General features: G+C 62.1%; 17 protein-coding genes. 4 read left to right on the forward strand and 13 right to left on the reverse strand.

Annotated elements, in window-relative coordinates:
- Window positions 1-93 precede the first annotated feature (93 nt).
- From R3F00_RS17315 to R3F00_RS17355, 9 genes are all read right to left on the reverse strand, one after another.
- Complete coding sequence (locus tag R3F00_RS17315; protein ID WP_371282996.1) at window positions 94-1,374, reverse strand: glutamate-5-semialdehyde dehydrogenase; 1,281 nt, start codon at window positions 1,372-1,374, stop codon at window positions 94-96.
- Window positions 1,375-1,379: 5 nt separating this feature from the next.
- The gene (gene proB, locus R3F00_RS17320) at window positions 1,380-2,531 is read right to left on the reverse strand and encodes a glutamate 5-kinase (protein WP_371282982.1); all 1,152 of its coding nucleotides are present in this window, start codon (window positions 2,529-2,531) and stop codon (window positions 1,380-1,382) included.
- A 58-nt stretch (window positions 2,532-2,589) separates the two neighbouring features.
- Entirely contained in the window at window positions 2,590-3,885 is a 1,296-nt protein-coding gene (argH, locus tag R3F00_RS17325) for an argininosuccinate lyase (RefSeq protein WP_371282983.1), read from the reverse strand.
- Window positions 3,882-4,856: an N-acetyl-gamma-glutamyl-phosphate reductase gene (gene argC, locus R3F00_RS17330; RefSeq protein ID WP_371282984.1), complete on the reverse strand. Its 975-nt coding sequence runs from the start codon at window positions 4,854-4,856 to the stop codon at window positions 3,882-3,884. The genes argH and argC overlap by 4 nt, the downstream gene beginning before the upstream one ends.
- On the reverse strand, window positions 4,853-6,190 hold the full coding sequence (locus R3F00_RS17335) for an acetylglutamate kinase (protein WP_371282985.1): 1,338 nt from the start codon (window positions 6,188-6,190) through the stop codon (window positions 4,853-4,855). Before R3F00_RS17335 ends, argC begins: the two co-directional genes overlap by 4 nt.
- Window positions 6,183-7,274: an acetylornithine deacetylase gene (locus R3F00_RS17340; protein ID WP_371282986.1), complete on the reverse strand. Its 1,092-nt coding sequence runs from the start codon at window positions 7,272-7,274 to the stop codon at window positions 6,183-6,185. Before R3F00_RS17340 ends, R3F00_RS17335 begins: the two co-directional genes overlap by 8 nt.
- Complete coding sequence (locus R3F00_RS17345; protein ID WP_371282987.1) at window positions 7,271-8,518, reverse strand: argininosuccinate synthase; 1,248 nt, start codon at window positions 8,516-8,518, stop codon at window positions 7,271-7,273. Before R3F00_RS17345 ends, R3F00_RS17340 begins: the two co-directional genes overlap by 4 nt.
- 63 nt (window positions 8,519-8,581) lie before the next feature.
- The gene (locus R3F00_RS17350; protein ID WP_371282988.1) at window positions 8,582-9,607 is read right to left on the reverse strand and encodes an N-acetylornithine carbamoyltransferase; all 1,026 of its coding nucleotides are present in this window, start codon (window positions 9,605-9,607) and stop codon (window positions 8,582-8,584) included.
- Window positions 9,608-9,886: 279 nt separating this feature from the next.
- Window positions 9,887-10,432: a glycine zipper 2TM domain-containing protein gene (locus R3F00_RS17355; RefSeq protein ID WP_371282989.1), complete on the reverse strand. Its 546-nt coding sequence runs from the start codon at window positions 10,430-10,432 to the stop codon at window positions 9,887-9,889.
- A gap of 226 nt (window positions 10,433-10,658) precedes the next feature.
- Here R3F00_RS17355 and cysS point away from each other — a divergent pair, with 226 nt between their 5' ends.
- The 4 genes from cysS (at window position 10,659) to R3F00_RS17375 (ending at window position 14,441) form a co-directional block, all read left to right on the forward strand.
- Window positions 10,659-12,062 carry a cysteine--tRNA ligase gene (gene cysS, locus R3F00_RS17360; RefSeq protein WP_371282990.1) on the forward strand — a complete coding sequence of 468 codons (1,404 nt, stop codon included), beginning with the start codon at window positions 10,659-10,661 and terminating at the stop codon, window positions 12,060-12,062.
- 106 nt (window positions 12,063-12,168) lie between these two features.
- On the forward strand, window positions 12,169-12,618 hold the full coding sequence (locus R3F00_RS17365; protein WP_371282997.1) for a SufE family protein: 450 nt from the start codon (window positions 12,169-12,171) through the stop codon (window positions 12,616-12,618).
- Between the two features lie 141 nt (window positions 12,619-12,759).
- A complete protein-coding gene (locus R3F00_RS17370; RefSeq protein ID WP_371282998.1) occupies window positions 12,760-13,899 on the forward strand; it encodes a glycosyltransferase family 4 protein in 1,140 nt (379 codons plus the stop codon).
- Window positions 13,896-14,441: a phosphatase PAP2 family protein gene (locus R3F00_RS17375; RefSeq protein ID WP_371282991.1), complete on the forward strand. Its 546-nt coding sequence runs from the start codon at window positions 13,896-13,898 to the stop codon at window positions 14,439-14,441. Before R3F00_RS17370 ends, R3F00_RS17375 begins: the two co-directional genes overlap by 4 nt.
- A 59-nt stretch (window positions 14,442-14,500) precedes the next feature.
- Here R3F00_RS17375 and R3F00_RS17380 read toward each other — a convergent pair whose 3' ends face one another.
- The 4 genes from R3F00_RS17380 to R3F00_RS17395 all read right to left on the reverse strand — a co-directional run.
- Window positions 14,501-15,886: a class II 3-deoxy-7-phosphoheptulonate synthase gene (locus R3F00_RS17380; RefSeq protein WP_371282992.1), complete on the reverse strand. Its 1,386-nt coding sequence runs from the start codon at window positions 15,884-15,886 to the stop codon at window positions 14,501-14,503.
- Between the two features lie 60 nt (window positions 15,887-15,946).
- Entirely contained in the window at window positions 15,947-16,441 is a 495-nt protein-coding gene (locus R3F00_RS17385; RefSeq protein WP_371282993.1) for a disulfide bond formation protein B, read from the reverse strand.
- A gap of 189 nt (window positions 16,442-16,630) precedes the next feature.
- Window positions 16,631-17,017 carry a 50S ribosomal protein L17 gene (gene rplQ, locus R3F00_RS17390; protein ID WP_371282994.1) on the reverse strand — a complete coding sequence of 129 codons (387 nt, stop codon included), beginning with the start codon at window positions 17,015-17,017 and terminating at the stop codon, window positions 16,631-16,633.
- Window positions 17,018-17,310: 293 nt separating this feature from the next.
- On the reverse strand, window positions 17,311-17,819 hold a 509-nt coding region (locus tag R3F00_RS17395; protein ID WP_371282995.1), incomplete at its 5' end, for a DNA-directed RNA polymerase subunit alpha C-terminal domain-containing protein.

The raw sequence follows: 17,819 nt of genomic DNA on the forward strand, positions 1-17,819 counted from the left end.
ATCAGCCCGGGCACCTCTCGCATCAGTACTCGTCTTTGGGCGTCGTCACCGGCGCTGCTTGTGGGCGCGTAGCGAGAGGATCCATGAAGACTCTCAGCCGTCGCCCGATTGCACTTGAGGCAAGGCGTGGCGCACTTGCCCGCTGCCATGCAGGACGTAACGCTCGATGGTCAGCGCCTCTATCCCCATAGGTCCGTAGGCGTGCAGGCGCGTCGTTGATATTCCAATCTCCGCACCCAGGCCCAGCTCACCGCCATCACTGAATCGCGACGAGGCATTGACCATGACCACGGCCGAGCGCAAGGCAGCCACGAAGGCATCGGCGGCCTGCTTGTCCTGCGTCACGATGACTTCGGTGTGATCGGAACCGTGACGTCGAATATGCGCGATAGCGGCGTCACAGTCGTCGACAACACGGATGGCAATGACCAGATCAAGGTATTCGACCGCAAAGTCCTCGTCACTGGCCGGCGCGATCCGATCGAGAATCTGCCGAGTTCTCGCGCAGCCACGCATTTCCACCTGGTGCGATGAAAGCGCTGCACCCGCTGCGGCGAGGAAAGTCTCGGCCACGTCGGCATGCACGAGCAGGGTCTCCAGCGCATTGCATGCACTCGGCCGGCTGACCTTTCCATCAATCAGCAGCGCAAGTGCGTGCTCGAGATCGGCATCCCGGTCCACATACAGATGGCAGACACCCTTGTAGTGCTTGATGACCGGCACGCGCGCGTGCTCGGCGACAAAGCGGATCAGCCCTTCCCCACCGCGCGGAATGGCCAGGTCGACAATGTCGTTGAGCTGCAGCAGCTCGACCATGGTTTCACGACGAAGGTCATCGATGAGGGTCAGGGCAGCGGCCGGAACGCCGGCCTCGACCAGCGATTGCTGCAGCAATCCGGCAAGCGCCCGATTGGAATGTATGGCTTCCGAGCCGCCGCGCAGGATCACGCCATTGCCCGCCTTCAGGCACAGGGCGGCCGCATCGACCGTCACGTTTGGCCGTGCCTCGTAGATCATCGCGACAACGCCAAGTGGCACGCGCACCTTTTCCACGAGGATGCCATTCGGGCGCGTGTCGCTTCGAGTCACTTGCCCTACCGGATCGGGCAAGCTGGCGACCGTGCGCAATCCATGCGCGATACCCGCGATGCGTTCGGCATCCAGACGCAGTCGATCCAGCATGGCGGATCCGATTCCGCGCTGCTCTGCCAGCCTCATGTCGAGCGCATTCGCGTCGAGAATCATTGGCACGCTGGCCTCTATGCGTTCGGCCATGGCGACCAGGAGGTCGCGCTTGGCGCTTGAACTCAACGCCGCAACGGCGTCTGCCGCTTCGCGGCAATTCAGCGCAGCGGTTTTCATGTCGGTTGGCATTGATTTCATCCCGTTACCATGTCGTCACGGTGGACGACGCTTTCACCATAGTGGTAGCCCAATACCGATTCGATATCGCGCGTGTGGCGCTGTGCGATGCGCCGGATGTCGACTGCAGAATACTGGGTCAGGCCGCGCCCGATCCGACGCTCTCCGCCCTCCGAACTGCAGATGATTTCGATCATGTCGCCTCGCGCGAACTCGCCCAGTGCTCCGACGATTCCGAGCGGGAGCAGCGAGGCACCCTTGCCCTTCAGGGCCCGGGCGGCACCGCCATCAATCAGAATGGCTCCCGGCGCAAGCGGGACATGTCTGAGCCAGTACTTGCGTGCCGTCAGTCGCTTTCGCGTGGGGCGCAAGCGTGTACCACGCAGCCGGTTTTCAGAGAGCAGACCGACTGTTTCGACATTGGTGCCGTTGAACAGGATCGTTTCGATACCCGCATTCGCCGCCTTGATCGCTGCTTCCAGCTTGGTTCGCATGCCACCCGTTCCGGACGCGCTCCCTGCACCACCGGCCATGTCCATGGTTGCGCGGGTAAAGCGTGTCAACTGCAGGATTGGCTCTGCGCCTGCATCGACGCGCGGGTTGGCCGTGTACAGACCATCAATATCGGTTGCTATCAGCAGGAGGTCGGCATCGCACAGCGCCGCCACGATCGCCGCCAGATTGTCGTTGTCACCCAGCCTGAGTTCATCGACCGAGACCGTGTCGTTCTCGTTGACTACGGGAAGCGCACCCACCCGCAACAACTCGAGCAGGGTCATGCGCGCCTTCAAGTAGCGGCGTCGATTGCGCAGATCGTCATGGGTCAGCAAGACCTGGGCCACCGGACATTCGAACAGACGTTGCCACAGCCCGATCATGCGAACCTGACCCAGCGCGGCCAGTGCCTGGCGCTCGGCCATGGCATTGCCCAATCCCGGCTGCCTGGAGACTATGGTCCGACCCGCCGCCACCGCGCCGGAAGAGACGATGACAACCTCGCGTCCTGCCGCGTGACTGGCGGCGACGAAGCGCGAGAGGGCCAACACGTAGTCGGGGTCGAGTCCGGTGCCATCGGCGGCGAGCAGGCTGCTGCCCACCTTCAGAACGGCACGGCGCCATTCGGGCAACTTCTGCTCCTTGAACAGGGTGCCGGAGCATTTATTCGCCACGCTACTCAAGTCTGCTCACTCTTGCTTTGATGAAACATTTCGATCGGCCGCCTGTCGCTCACTGGCTCAACCCCTCGAGACGAATGCGCAGCGCATCCAGTCGAAGGTCCAAACCAGCACCCGGCGAGGTGCGTGAGGCGATACTCGATTCCGGCGTGCGATCCTGCCCCACTGTGGCGGCTGAATCCGCTGCAGCGCGATAGGCGTCCCGGAACGGCACGCCGGCAACGGCCGCTTCGATGGCTACATCGGTCGCATGCATCGATGGCTCGATGGCAGCACGCATCGCATCACCGTTCCATGCAAGACCCGCCAGCAAGTCCGGCAACAACCTCAATGCGTCCAGCCCGCGGTGAAAGCCGTGTACCAGTGATCCCTTGCTTGCCTGCAGGTCGCGCTGGTAACCGCTTGGAAGAGACAGCAGCTGTTCGATCTCGGTGCGCGCTGCGGCGACACTGGCATAGCTCGCCCGCATCAGTTCGATGACATCGGGATTGCGCTTGTTCGGCATGATCGAACTTCCCGTCGTGTATTGCGCGGGAAGCCTGACGAAATCGAACTCGGCCGTCGTGAACAGCGACAGATCCCAGGCCAGGCGACGCAAGTCGAGTACCGCAGCGCCCAGTGCATCGAGAGCTGCCATTTCGAATTTCCCTCGTGACAACTGCGTGTAGATCGGGCTGATCTGGACGCGCGCGAAGCCGAGTTTTTGCGTCGTGTACTCGCGATCCAGAGCGAGATTGACGCCGTATCCAGCTGCGGTGCCGAGCGGATTCGCATCAATCAAGGCAAGCGTCTGACGAGCACGCCACGCGTTGTCGACGAATGCCTCGGCAAATCCAGCGAACCACATCGCCGTCGACGAAACCACGGCGCGCTGCAAATGCGTGTAGCCCGGCATCGGCAATGCATCCGTCTCGGCGCGATCAATGCAGACACTCGCGACTGCCGTACACGTCGATGACAGTTCGAGCAGCTTCGATTTCAGCCAGAGCCGGCTTGCGACCAGCACCTGATCGTTGCGGCTGCGCCCGGTATGAACCTTGCGCCCGACATCAGCCAGACGCTCGATCAGCCTCGCCTCGATCGCCGAGTGACCGTCCTCATGGCGCTCGTCGAGCACAAATCGGCCTGCAGAAAAATCCTCGCCGAGCAGTCCGAGTTCTCGAACCAGATCGTTCGATTCCTGCTCGCTGAGGATTCCGATCCGGGCCAGCCCCTCCACGTGGGCCACGCTCGCCTCGATGTCGAACAGGAAGAACTCGCGATCGAGCACGACATCGTCACCGGCAAGAAACTGCATGATGCGCGGGTCGGTCACAATGCCCTTCTTCTGCCAGAGCAGATCGCTCATCTTGTTTCCTCCAGCGCGGTCGCATCGACTGGAATCCCGCTCAGTTCTTCGAGGCCCAATGCGAGGTTGAGATTCTGCAAGGCTTGCGTTGCCGCGCCCTTCAGGAGATTGTCCAGCGTTGCAACGACGACCACGCGCCTGCCTCCCGGCGCCATGGCGAAGCCGCCGATTTCGGCATGGTGCCGGCCTGCAATGCGGCTGACCCAGGGGGCCTCATCGACGACATGGATCAGCGCATCGCTCGCATAGAAATCCCGATAGCGAGCCATGACTTCATCGCGACTGCGCGGATCCTGCAACCAGAGATTCACCGTCACCGTAATGCCGCGAAAATGAGGTGCCACGTGCGGCATGAACTCGACCGGAACGCCAAGCTGCCGCGACACTTCGCGTTCGTGCACATGACCGACCAGCGCGTACGGCATCAGGTTGTTGCGCAACAGTTCGATGTTGTTCCTGTCCGAAGGTGTGGTACCGGCGCCGGAATACCCGGAAACGCCGAAACATTGCGGCGGCCCGGCGAGCTGTTCACTCAACGGTGCGATCGCGAGCTGCATCGCTGTCGCGTAGCAGCCGGGATTGCTGATCCGGCGCTGGCCGGCGTAGCGGGCACGGGTCAGCTCGGGCAAACCGTAATACCAGGATTCGTCGAACCGATAGTCCGCGGAAAGATCGACGACCACGGTCTCGGGTGCGTCGGCATCGACAGCATCGACAAAGTCCGCGGCTGCGTCGTTGGGCAGGGCCAGAATGATGGCATCTGCGGACCGCATGGCGAGGGCATCCGCATCCAGCATTTCATACCTGATATCGCCCACATACGCATGCACATGATCGGCCACGCTCTGACCCTGCAGCTCGCGCGAGGAAACAAAGGCCAGCTCGAGCGAGTCATGCGCGGCGATCAGGCCGATCAGTTCGGCGCCGGTGTGACCGCGCGCGCCAATGATCCCGACTCTGCGCTTGCTCATGCCGTGAACTCCCCTCGAGATCCCAGCGTCGGCGCCCGGGATCGACAATGTTCGACGGAGCGTTCGATGTCCTCGAAGCGGCTGATTCCGTACCAGAACACCTTCCAATGCTCCATCTTGTAGCAGCCGTCGGACTCGGCGTAGTAGAACGGATTGACCGGATTTCCATGACGCGAACGCCAGAACAGGCGCGTGTTTTCATTGCGCATGACCTGCCAGACCGCCCGACCCAGTCCTTCGCCCTGTGCATCATCGAGAACTGCAAACTTGTCGAGGTAGGTGGTGCCATCGACCTCGAGCAGGATCAGCGCAGCGCGGTAGTTCTCGCTGACGTAGGCACGCAGCAGCGGCGTGCGCTCGAAGTAGTCGTCGGCAAGAGCCCTGCTGAAGCTCGACTCGATCAGGGTGCGCAGGCGCGCCAGGTCAAGTTGATCCCAGCTGTCCACGCTGAGCACCTTCTCGCCACGCCGGATCAGGGTGCCAGAGCCCTTGTGCGTGAACAGCTCCTTGGCCAGTTCGGCGGGTTTGGTGATCGACACCGACGAGGTCAATGGCAGGCGATCGAGCAGGTTCTTGATCTGCTCGATCTTCACGCGCATGCCCGAGTGCAGCCAGGACTGCTCGACAAGGTGCTCGAACTCGGTCGATAGGTTGATGGAATCGATGACCCGACCTTCGCCATCGAGCAGGCCACCGGTACAGGTCAGGAAAATGATCTTGTAGGGTTCAAGCACATGCACGAGTTCGTTGGCGGCGAAGTCGGCGTTGATGTTGAGTATCTGGCCGCCAGCGGTTTCGCCCATGCTGGCGATGACCGGTATCGATCCGGCATGCAGGCTGGCTTCGATCGGGGCAAGATTGACACTGCGGATCCGGCCAACCAGGCCCAGCGCTTCGCGATCGAGGTAGTCGGCTTCGAACACCCCGGCGGTGATCGAGGTTGCGCGCGTATCGGCTTCCTGCAGTGCCTCGACGAGCTTGAGGTTCTGCGCCTGGAATACGCGGCGCACGATTGCGAGCGCTTCGGGACCGGTCACGCGCAAGCCGTCGATCGTCTTCTTCTCGATGCCTGCCGCCGCGAGCTCTTCGTCCAGTTGCGGACCGGCGCCATGGATGACGATGGGGGTCAGCCCGACTTCCTGCAGGAAGGCAAGCGACGACGTCAGCGCGTCCAGGTCGTCGCGCAACACCGCACCACCCACCTTGACCACGGCAAAGCGCTTGGCGTCGACCTGCGAGAAGCGCTTGAGGTACTGCGAAATCTCCTTTGCGCTGGCCATGCTCGAAAGCAGGCGCACGATGGTCTGGCGGATCTGGCGAGTGGCGCTATTCATGGATGATCCTGTGGACGGATTCGACATAGGACTTCAGTTGATCGAGCGCCACCCATTCGTCAGCGGTATGGGCCTGCGCGATATCGCCCGGGCCGTAGACCAGGGCCGTGTGGCCGGCCTGCGAGAACAGCGACGCTTCGGTCCAGAAATCGACGGCATTGCCAATCGGAAGATCCAGCGCATCGGCGACATCGCGCGCGACCAGGCGCCGCGATTCGGCGTCTGCGATAGCGCCCGAGGGCAGGCTTGGACCACGAAAGGTTTCGCGGAATTCGGCGGCCTGGGGATCGGCAGAGTCGCGGAATGCCTGCAGCAGGCCATCGACGTCGGTCGAGGGCAGCGGGCGAAAACCGAAACGCAGTTCTGCCTCCGGCGCGATCATGTTGGCCTTGATGCCGCCTTCGATGCGGCCGATATTGAAGCGCAGGCCGGTCAGTCCGCCGAATCGTTCGTGGGCACGGGAATCGACATGCGCCAATGCCCTGCTGCCCCAGCGAACGGCCTGATGCAGGGCGCTGTCGGCCAGGGTTTGCTGTGCCGACGCATGACCGGCGGTTCCGGCGAAGCGCATCAGCACCGAGCTGATGCCGCGATGGGCAAGCACGGCCTCGGTAGCGGTTGGCTCCGCAACGAGCACTGCGTCGTAGACGGGACAACGCGCCAGGAACGCCGCAATGCAACGCGGATCATTGGCTTCCTCGTCGGAGGAGAACAGGAAAGCCGCGTCGCCCTGGGTTGCGTTTGCAGCGGCGACCAGTGCAGCAGCTGCGCCCTTGATATCGCAGGCGCCGAGGCCGATCGCGCGATCGCTGGCGACGCGCAACTCGAACGGACTGGCCGTCCAGTGCGGCGAATCCGGAACCGTATCGACATGCACGTTGAACAGGATCTTCGGCTTTCCGCGCACGGCGAACAGGCTGACGGCGCCGGCTCCGTGATCGTCAACGGTCACCTCGAAACCGGGAAGGTTTTCGCGCAGGTAGTCAAAAATGCCACCGGTATCGATCGCGCGCGGCGGATTGCGCGTATCGAACGCAACCAGGGCGCGCAGGTGATCCAGCGTTGCGGCAAGCAGTTCGCTCACGAACCCTGCTCCCTGTTGACCTCGGCCCAAAGCGTCGAGCTCATGCCATACAGGCGAATGAAGCCCTCAGCCTCGGCCACTCCCCAGTCCGCGCTCTGTGCATAGGTCGCGCCTCTGGCGTTGAGGATGTGCGGCGACCGGATCGATGTTGCATGCACGTTGCCACCGCGGGTCTCGAGCATGACTTCTCCATTGACGCAGCGCTGACTTGAGCCAAGGAAGGCTTCGAGGTCGGCCTTGAGCGGGTCGTGAAAGAATCCTTCATAGACCAGTTCAACCCATTGTCGGGCCACGGCAGGCTTGAAGCGGTTCTGCGCTTTCGAGAGCACGGCTTCTTCCAGTGCGCGATGCGCGACCAGCAGTGCGGTGAGTCCCGGCGCCTCGTAGATGATGCGACCCTTGAGGCCGATCGTGGTGTCGCCGGTGTACATGCCGCGGCCGACGCCGTAGGGGGCGAAAAGCCTGTTGAGCCTGGCGAGGATTTCATGACCAACCAAAAGCTCATCGTCGAGTTTCATGGCTTCGCCGTCTTTGAACGTCAACTTCACGGTCAACGCACTTGTTGGCCATTCCTCGCGCGGCGCGCACCAGCCGCGTGCGCCTGCTCCCGGCGCTTCCCAGCGATCGATTTCGCCGCCGGACATGGTCAATCCGAGCAGGTTTTCGTTGATCGTATAGGCCTTCTGCCTGGCCCGCACTCCGAATCCGCGCTCTTCCAGATAGCGTTGCTCGTAGGCGCGAACCTCCGTGTGTTCCTTCTGTATTTCGCGAATGGGGGCGATGATTTCATAGTCGCCGAGCGCCTTCACGGTCAGGTCGAACCGCACCTGGTCATTGCCCATGCCGGTGCAACCGTGAGCAACAAGTCGCGTATCAAGCTCTTTCGCCCGCTTCAGTGCCGCCTCGACAATCAGGTAGCGATCAGAGACCAGCAGCGGGTACTGGCCCTGATAGCCCTCGCCGGCCCAGACAAAAGGTTTGACGAAGCCGTCCCAGATAGCAGGACCACCATCAACGGTGACGTGACTGGCGGCACCCAACTCCGCCGCGCGCGCCTCGATGAATGCACGCTCCTCGTCATCGACCCCGCCGGTATCCGCGAAAACGGTATGCACCGCATAGCCGCGCTCCTGCAGCCAGGGAATGCAGAAGCTGGTGTCGAGGCCACCGGAGAACGCAAGGACGACGTCCTTGCGTTCGGGAGTGGGGAGTCGGGAATCTGGAGTCGGCAAAGCAGAAGGCATGAGGCATTCCTGGTTGGAGTCGGCTGGTGGTCAGTGGTGCGTGAAGCGGGCTTTACCCATTCCCTACTCCCCATTCCCCATTCCCGGCTTTGCCAGCGCAGCCATCAACGCTTTCTGCACGTGAAGGCGATTTTCCGCTTCGTCGATGGCGATGCAGGATGGTGAATCCATCACTGCATCGGTCGCCTTGACATTGCGGCGCAGTGGCAGGCAGTGGCTGAAAAGGGCCTTGCGGGTCAGGGCCATCTTGGCTTCATCGACAATGAAGTGCCGGTGCGCATCGCGGATGGGTTTTTCCTGCTCCCAACGTCCGAAATACGGAATCGCTCCCCAGCTCTTGGCATAAACCACATCAGCGTCGCGATAGGCGCTTTCGATATCGTGGCTGACCGTCACGCTGCCGCCATTGGCTGCCGCATTCTCGCGGGCGAAATCCATGTACCGCGGGTCCAGCAGATAGTCTTCCGTTGGGCAGAGCAGGGTCACATCCATGCCGTAGCGCGTCGCAATCTGCAAGGCGGAATTGGCCACGGCGGTATTCAGGGGCTGCGGATGGTAGGTCCAGGTCAGCACATACTTGCGCCGCTTCAGGTCGGCGCCCAGATGCTGCTGCAGGGCCATGATGTGGGCCAGCTCCTGACACGGATGCGTGATCGTCTCCATGTTGATCACGGGAACCGTCGAATGCCTTGCAAATGCATGAATGACCTTGTCCTCACGATCCACCGACCAGTCCTGGAATTTCGGAAAGGCGCGTACACCGATCAGATCGACATAGCGACTGAGCACGCGCGCGACCTCGGCGATATGTTCCTCGGTGTCGCCGTCCATGACCGCGCCGACCTCGAATTCGATGGGCCACGCGTCCTTGCCCGGAGCCAGCACGATGGCCTTGCCGCCCAGTTGATGGGCCCCCAGTTCGAAACTCGTACGCGTTCGCATCGAAGGATTGAAGAACAACAAGGCAATCGACTTGCCCTGCAGGGCTGTGCCCTGTTTCGAACTCCGGAATTCCCGCGCCTGATCCAGCAAGGCGTCGAGGCTGTTGCGGCTCCAATCCTGGGTGCTCAGAAAATGGCTTGTCTTCACGATGAATTCCTTGTTGCAGAACAAAAAAACCCGGCGCATTGGCCGGGTTTTCGTCGAAAATCATGGAACGCGCGAAAGCTACCCGGCCGGATTGAGAATCATCGGTCGGCGCGCACGCGACGTCATGCCGGCAGCCATGCGGGCGCTGGTCAGGACCTGGACGGTGGCATATGTAGCGGCCTTCATGCGGGCGACGTTACCGACAATTCTGCCGCAGTGCAACAGAAAGAGTCCGCGAGCGCGGCTGGAGCCGTCGATCCGATCCGCTTGCCGGCGGGTCTATTCCGCCGGTGAGACACTGACGCGGACCCGCATGCGCTCGCCCGGGTCGTAGTCAAGCTGGGACAGAAACACATCACCGCGATAGCGGTACTGCACGTCGTAGCCGACGATGCGGCGCTCGGTATAGACCTCATTGACGGTGCGACAACGTGTTTCGGTCTGTACGCCATAGCTGTCGTCGCGACGCGCGGCATTGTTGCCGACCGCACCGCCGATGACGGCTCCGGCTATCGTGGCGGCCTTGCGCCCATCGCCCTTGCCGACCTGGTTGCCCAGGGCGCCACCCACGATGGCCCCGAATATGGTTCCGGCTGCGTTGTTGCCGCGCGTATCCCGGACCCCAACCTCTTCCTCATAGCATTCCTGGCGCGGTCGGCTGGACTGGATGTTGTCGTAAACCGGATCGACCCGGAGCACGTCGGCCCAGGCCAGGCGGACGTTGTCTGCGCCGCGATCACCCTCGTAGCTGCCCTGCGGGGGCTGCGCCATTGCACCCGTGGCAAGGCTGGCAACAGCCGCGGCAATCAGGAACCTCTTGAACATTTCACTCTCCAGATCGGGGTCGGGGGCTCGCATCGGACCTGCTTCGGGTCCGCCTGGGGACCGGATCGTCCATCGATCCGGCATGCGAAGGCCACGTTGTACGTGAAATTACAGCACAGGCTTACTGAATGCTGACCCAAGGGTTCGCCCGAATCCGCAGGTCAATTCGGGCCATCTCAGCGGACTGCTATCATTCGGGGCTGCCCCATATCTGTCCACGGACTCAATGAATCTGCGCCTGCACAACACTCTCACGCGCCGCGTCGAGGACTTCGTCCCCCTGGATCCTTCCAGGGTCACCATGTACGTCTGCGGGCCCACGGTCTATGACTACATCCATATCGGCAACGCGCGTCCGGCGGTGGTTTTCGGTCTGCTTGCACGCCTCCTGCGCAGGCGCTACGAAAATCTCGTCTACGCACGCAACATCACCGACGTGGACGACAAGATCAACGCCGCCGCCAGCGCTGCTGGAGTTCCGATTTCGGACATCACGGTTCGATTCGCCGGGGCCTATCACGAAGACATCGCCCGTCTGGGCGTCGATCCGCCTGACCTCATCCCCCATGCCACCGAACACATGGCGGAGATCATCGCCATGTGCGAACGCCTGATCGCCTCGGGCAATGCGTACGCGGCGGAAGGACATGTCCTGTTCGACGTCTCGAGCTACCCCGACTACGGCAAGCTCTCCGGGCGCTCGACCGAAGACATGATTGCCGGAGCCCGTGTCGAAGTGGCTCCCTACAAGAAAAATCCGGCCGATTTCGTGCTCTGGAAGCCTTCATCGGGCGATCTGCCGGGCTGGCCCAGTCCCTGGGGGCGCGGCCGACCCGGCTGGCACATCGAATGCTCGGCCATGGCCGCTACCCATCTGGGCGAGACCATCGACATCCATGCGGGCGGCAACGACCTGATGTTCCCGCATCACGAAAACGAGGTCGCGCAGAGTACCTGCGCCCACGGCGGAAAGCTGTTCGCGCGCTACTGGTTGCACAACGGCATGCTGACCTTCGCCGGAAAGAAGATGTCGAAATCGCTCGGCAACGTCATGGTCCTGCATGAGCTGCTCGGCATGTATCCCGCGGAGGTGCTGCGTTTCCTGTTGCTGCGTGCCCACTACCGGCAACCGCTGGACTGGTCGGACAGCACGCTTGCTCAGGCACGGGCGACCCTCGACGGCTGGTATGGCGTGCTGCGCGATCTGGCCGAATGCAGCGTCGACCCGACCGAGGAAGTCGTACCGCAGGAATTCGAAGAGGCCCTCTGCGACGATATCAATACGCCCGCCGCGTTTGCCGTATTGGCCGACCTGGCCAGTCGCGCCCGCAAGGCGAGCACCGAATCCGAGCGCCACGAGACCAAGGCCGCGCTGCTCGGTGCCGGGCGCCTCATCGGCCTGCTCCAGCAGGATCCGGAGTCCTGGTTCAAGCAGACTGGCAGCGGCGACAGTATCGACCCTGCCTGGGTCAGCGCATTGCTGGAAGAACGGATCGCTGCACGTTCGTCGCGCAATTTTGCGCGTGCAGACGAAATACGCGACGAGCTGGCGAAAAAGCACATCGTCATCGAAGACAGCGCCCAGGGCAGTCGGTGGAAAGTGGTGCAGCCGGGCGAGGCGACAGGCTGAGTCGAGTCCGCATGAATCGGCCAGGGGGTTGCCAGCACCGCTCGCTGGCCATACATCGTGAGGGCAACGTCACGAATACGGGACCAGGATGAATCCAGATCAGGATATGCCCGCCGCGCCGCCAGCAGAGTCCAGCGCCGAAGTGGCGCAGAAGACGATCGCCGAGGAATTCGCTTTCCTTGGAGACTGGACCGAGCGCTACCAGTATCTGATCGATCTTGGCCGCAAGCTGCCGGAGTTCCCCGACGAACTTCGCTCCGAGCAACACAAGGTCAACGGCTGCCAGTCGCAAGTCTGGCTGACAGCCCGCGGCGATGCCGCGCGCCTGGATTTCCAGGCCGCCAGCGATTCTTCGATCGTATCGGGCCTGGTCGCACTCCTGCTGCGAGTTTATTCGGGTCGACCGGCACAGGAGATAGTCGATACCGAACCTCATTTCATTGGCTCCATCGGCCTGGCCAGACACCTGTCTCCGACCCGATCCAACGGCCTCGCCTCGATGCTCGCAACGATCAAGCAGCACGCTGCCCGTGCGCTGGCCCGGAAAGGCGACTGAGTCCCGCTCCCCTTGCAGTGGGCTGCTGGCCGCGGCCGTCGCCGTCAGGTCCGAGCAGGCGTCACGCCGTTGTCACCCGCATGCAACGCACCCTTAAGATCCATGCCCCAGCATGTCCCGCATGGCATGCAGGAGAGCGTCATGCGGGTAGCAATCGTCACCGAGACCTGGCCGCCCGAGATCAATGGTGTCGCGCTGACCGTGCAGGCGCTGGCACGTGGGCTGGACAGACTCGGCCATCGGGTCGAAGTCATTCGACCGCGGCCGGCGCAGGGCGCGGCCGCCGAGACCCAGAGCGAGTTCGAGGAAATGCTGGTCGGCGGCGCCGCCTTGCCTCGCTACCCGGGTCTTAGATTCGGCATGCGTTCGCAAGCCCGCCTGCTGCGGCGTTGGCGCGAAACGCCTCCGCAGGTCATGTACGTTGCCACCGAAGGTCCGCTCGGGCATGGCGCCCTGACTGCCGCGCGCCGCCTCGGAATTCCGGCCTGCACAGGATTCCATACTCGCTTCGACGATTTTATCGGCCACTACGGTTTTCCCTGGCTTACGCCCCTGGTTTTCGCCGGCATGCGCCGCTTTCACAATCGCGCTGCCGCCACCCTGGTTCCGACCACAGAACTGGCCGAGTTCCTTCGCAACAAGGGTTTCCTCAACGTGCGCCTGCTTCGGCGGGCGGTGGACACCGAACTGTTTCATCCGGTCTGGCGCGACGAAGACCTGCGTCGGCAATGGGGACTGAAGGTGGGCCACCTGGCGGTCGTCCATGTGGGTCGCCTGGCCGCCGAAAAGAACCTCGACCTGGCCGTGCGCACATTCAGACAGATCCAGGCTTCGCAGCCAGACGCCCGTTTCGTCATCGTCGGTGATGGCCCCGAGCGCGAGCGAATCGCCCGGGCCAATCCCGACTTCATCTTTGCCGGCCTGCGGCGTGGTGAAGACCTGGCGCGACACTACGCCAGTGGCGACCTGTTCCTGTTTCCGAGCTCGACCGAGACCTTCGGCAACGTCACGCTCGAAGCAATGGCCAGCGGCTTGCCGGTGGTCGCATTTGACTACGGTGCTGCGCGCGAACACATCACTGACCAACGCCATGGATGTCGTGTGCCGGTTGGCGACGAGCAAGGCTTCATCGAAGCCGCAACTGCGCTGGCCAACAGTCTGGACAGGCGTGCGCGCATCGGCCGCGCGGCGAGGAAGAGTGTTGCCAGCCTCAGCCCGGAATCCGTAAGCGCCAGCTTTTCGAACCTGCTGACTTCGCTGAATCAGGAGAAGGCCGCATGAGCATCGTGCGTGGATGGCAGAAGTTCGAGCTGCGCAGTGGCGAGTGGCGGCTGTGCGTCGCTTGCAACCGCTGGGTCGCTGACCGGGCACTCCTGCACCTGTTTCGCTGGGTCAGCCGACTGGGCGATGGCCCGGTCTGGTATGCGCTGATGCTTGGACTGGCATTGCTTGGCGGAGAACGCGGGCGAATGGCCGCCTTGCACATGGCCGTGATCGGACTGATAGCCGCCAGCCTGTACCGGCTGCTCAAGGGCTGGACGCGGCGTCCGCGGCCATACCGGAGTCACGCCGGCATCGTGGCGCATATTGCACCGCTGGACGAATTCAGCTTTCCGTCCGGACATACCCTGCACGCTGTCAGCTTCAGCATCGTCGCCATTGCGTGGTATCCGCCATTGATGACCGTGCTGTTGCCATTCACGACACTGATTGCGATTTCCAGGGTCGTGCTCGGCCTGCACTATCCAAGCGACGTCATCGTGGCGATTCTGATCGCAACAGCCATGGCCGGATCTTCCGTCCTGCTCGTCTTTCCGCAGTAGATGCCCGCCATGATGCGGGCAATCGATCAGACCGCTGGCATCGATCGCATGCGCTGCAATCAGGCAGGCATGGCGAAGTCGCCACGCTTGCGCACGATCAGCATGGCCAACTCGAGCGACTGCTCGTAGTTGAGGCGCGGATCGACCATCGACTTGTAGGCACGGTTGAGGTCGTTCTCGGTCAGGTCACGCGCGCCACCCATGCACTCGGTGACGTTCTCGCCGGTCAATTCGAGATGGACGCCACCCAGTCGCGTCCCGGCAGCCGCGTGGATGTCGAAGGACTGGTCCAGCTCATCACGGATATTCTCGAAGCGCCGTGTTTTCACGCCGCTGCCCAGTGACTCCGTGTTGCCGTGCATCGGGTCGCAGACCCAGAGTACTTTCCGGCCCGCAGCCTTCACTGCATCGAGCAGCGGAGGCAGCGCCCTGGCCACGTTTTTCGCACCCATCCGGTGTATCAGGCTCAATCGGCCGGGCTCGTTGTCCGGATCGAGCGCATCGATCAGGCGCAACAGCTGATCGGGCTGCGTGGATACGCCAACCTTCACGCCAATCGGATTGCGAATGCCGCGGCAATACTCGACATGGGCTCCGCCAATATCGGCCGTGCGCATGCCGATCCACGGGAAGTGCGTGGACAGGTTGAACCAGCCCCAATGACGCGGAACCTGTCGGGTCATTGCTTCTTCGTAGTGCAGCAGCAGGGCTTCGTGGGACGTATGGAAGTCGACGCGCTGGAATTCGCCGACTGCGCTCCCGGCCAGAGTTTCCATGAATCGAAGAGAGTTGCCGATAGATTCGACCATCTGGCGGTATTCGACCTGCAAGGGTGAATGTTCGACCCAGGCCAGATCCCAGTATTCGGGGTGGTGCAAATCGGCAAAGCCACCGTCGATCAGGGCACGCACGAAATTCATGGTCATCGCCGAGCGGGCGTGACCCTTGATCAGGCGCCTCGGATCAGCGCGCCGTGCTTCTGCGCTGAATGCCGGCGCATTGACGATGTCTCCGCGGTAGCTCGGCAAGGTCACGCCATCGCGGGTCTCGGTGTCGGTCGAGCGAGGCTTCGCGTATTGACCGGCAAAGCGGCCCACTCGAACAATCGGCAGCTTGAGGCCGTGGGTCAGGACCAGGCTCATCTGCAGCATCACCTTGAGCCGATTCGAGATCAGCGGCGAAGTGCAGTCGTCGAAACTTTCGGCACAATCCCCTCCCTGGAGGAGGAAACGTCGCCCTTCGGCGGCGTCGGCAAGCAAGCCGCGCAAGGCGAGGACTTCCCACGAAGTCACCAGCGGCGGCAAATCGCCAAGCTGGTCGAGGGAAACCTGGAGTTCATCCTGATCGGCGTAGGTCGGCTGTTGCACGGCAGGGAATGCGCGCCAGGACGAAGGACTCCAGTTCTCCGCCTGATGGACCGCAACCACGTTTCGTTCGCGCTTCATTGCCTATCACCCATGCTGCACTGCGGCATCCATCATGCCACAGCAGTCACTGGAGTGAAATCAGGCCCGTCGAAACCCGGCCCAGAGCGAAATCAGGAACAAGCCCGCGAAGCACGCCAGTACCCAGGCCGGCATCGAAAGGCCGAGGAAGGTCCAGTCGATCACACCGCAGTCCTGATCCTTGATGAAGATGGTTTTCAGGAACTTGAGCGAATCGTAGTTCTCGAGCGCATAGGAAAACGAGGGTGCGCAACCTTCAAGTTCCTCGGGTGGAAGCTGCTGAAGGTAGACGTGGCGACCGGCAATATAGGCTCCGCCCACGGCAAACAAGGCTGTGAGGAGTCCATACACGCGCGAGCCGACGCGACCAGGGCCGTGGACAAAGCCGGCCAGGGCAGTCAGCCCGACCAGACACACGAAAACACGCTGAACCATGCACAGCATGCAGGGCTGGTAACCCTGAACATGCTCGGCGAACAGGGCGTACCCGATCAGCAATGCACAGACGAGTGCGATCAGACCGAATATCCGCCGAGATGTCAGACCCTTGGCCATGCTTGAATTCCCACCCATTCTGAATAATCCCGTCTAGGGACCAGAGTCGAATGCGACTGGTTCCCTGCTTTCGTCAACTGCCAAACCGTTCAATTCGGTTCCACCTGGCTCGCAATGCCGATGCCGGCGCGCTGAAAACAAAAAAGCCCCGTGCTAACGGGGCTTTCATCGATCTGCTGACGGCCGATCTCAATCCTCGGAGGATTCGACGGCAGCCTGCGGACGGTCAAGCAATTCGACGTAGGCCATCGGTGCACTGTCGCCAACGCGAAAACCGCACTTGAGGATCCGAAGATAGCCGCCCTTGCGCTCGCGGAAGCGTGGACCAAGCTCGACAAACAGCTTGCCAACAGCCTGCTTGTCACGCAGACGGGCGAACGCCAGACGGCGATTGGCTACGCCATCCGTCTTGGCCAGGGTGATCAATGGCTCGGCGACGCGGCGCAGTTCCTTGGCCTTCGGCAAGGTCGTGCGGATCAATTCGTGCTTGAACAGGGACGCAGCCATGTTCTTGAACATCGCTTCGCGATGGCTGCTGGTCCGATTGAGTTTGCGACCGGATTTCTGGTGGCGCATGGCATGTTCTCACTATCTTCTGTTGTTATGAAAAGCCGGCACCTGTGTCCGACTCCCCGCGGTTACCCGCTATTATTTGCCCCAACCAGGAGGCTTGCTTTCAAACACCCCCACCGGAGCAAAAGCTCTTGTGAAGAGTGCGGCCAAGGATGGCCGCTTTTGGTCCTAAACCAGCCGCAATCTGTGCACTGGCCTAGTTTCTGCTACACGGCGATCAAGGACGATCGCACAAACAACTAAGAACAATGGTCGTGTTGCTACTACGCGACGACCAAGCAATAACCAAGCCCAAATCAACCGAGCTGCATACCGTGCGCAATGCCCGGCGGCGGCCACGACTCAAGCTTCATGCCGAGTGACAATCCACGCTGTCCCAGCACGTCCTTGATCTCGGTCAGCGACTTCTTGCCCAGGTTCGGCGTTTTCAGCAGCTCCACTTCGGTCTTCTGCACCAGATCGCCGATGTAGTAGATGCTTTCTGCCTTGAGGCAGTTTGCCGAACGAACGGTCAGCTCGAGGTCATCGATCGGACGCAACAGGACGGGATCCACTCCACCCTTGTCGGCTGCCTTGTCGGTGCTCTCGCGGCGAGTAAAGTCGCCAAAGATCGAAATCTGGTCCTGCAGGATCTCGGCGGCCTTGCGAACGGCCTCCTCGGCGTCGATCGCACCATTGGTGTCGATCTCAAGCACGAGCTTGTCCAGATCGGTGCGCTGCTCGAGACGGGCGCTGTCCACCTGAGAGGCAACACGGCGAACCGGGCAAAACGAGGCATCGAGCTGCAAGCGGCCAATCGGGCGCG

Origin of the sequence: Dokdonella sp. (genome assembly GCF_041395345.1) — a bacterium.
In the GTDB taxonomy this organism is placed as follows: domain Bacteria; phylum Pseudomonadota; class Gammaproteobacteria; order Xanthomonadales; family Rhodanobacteraceae; genus Dokdonella.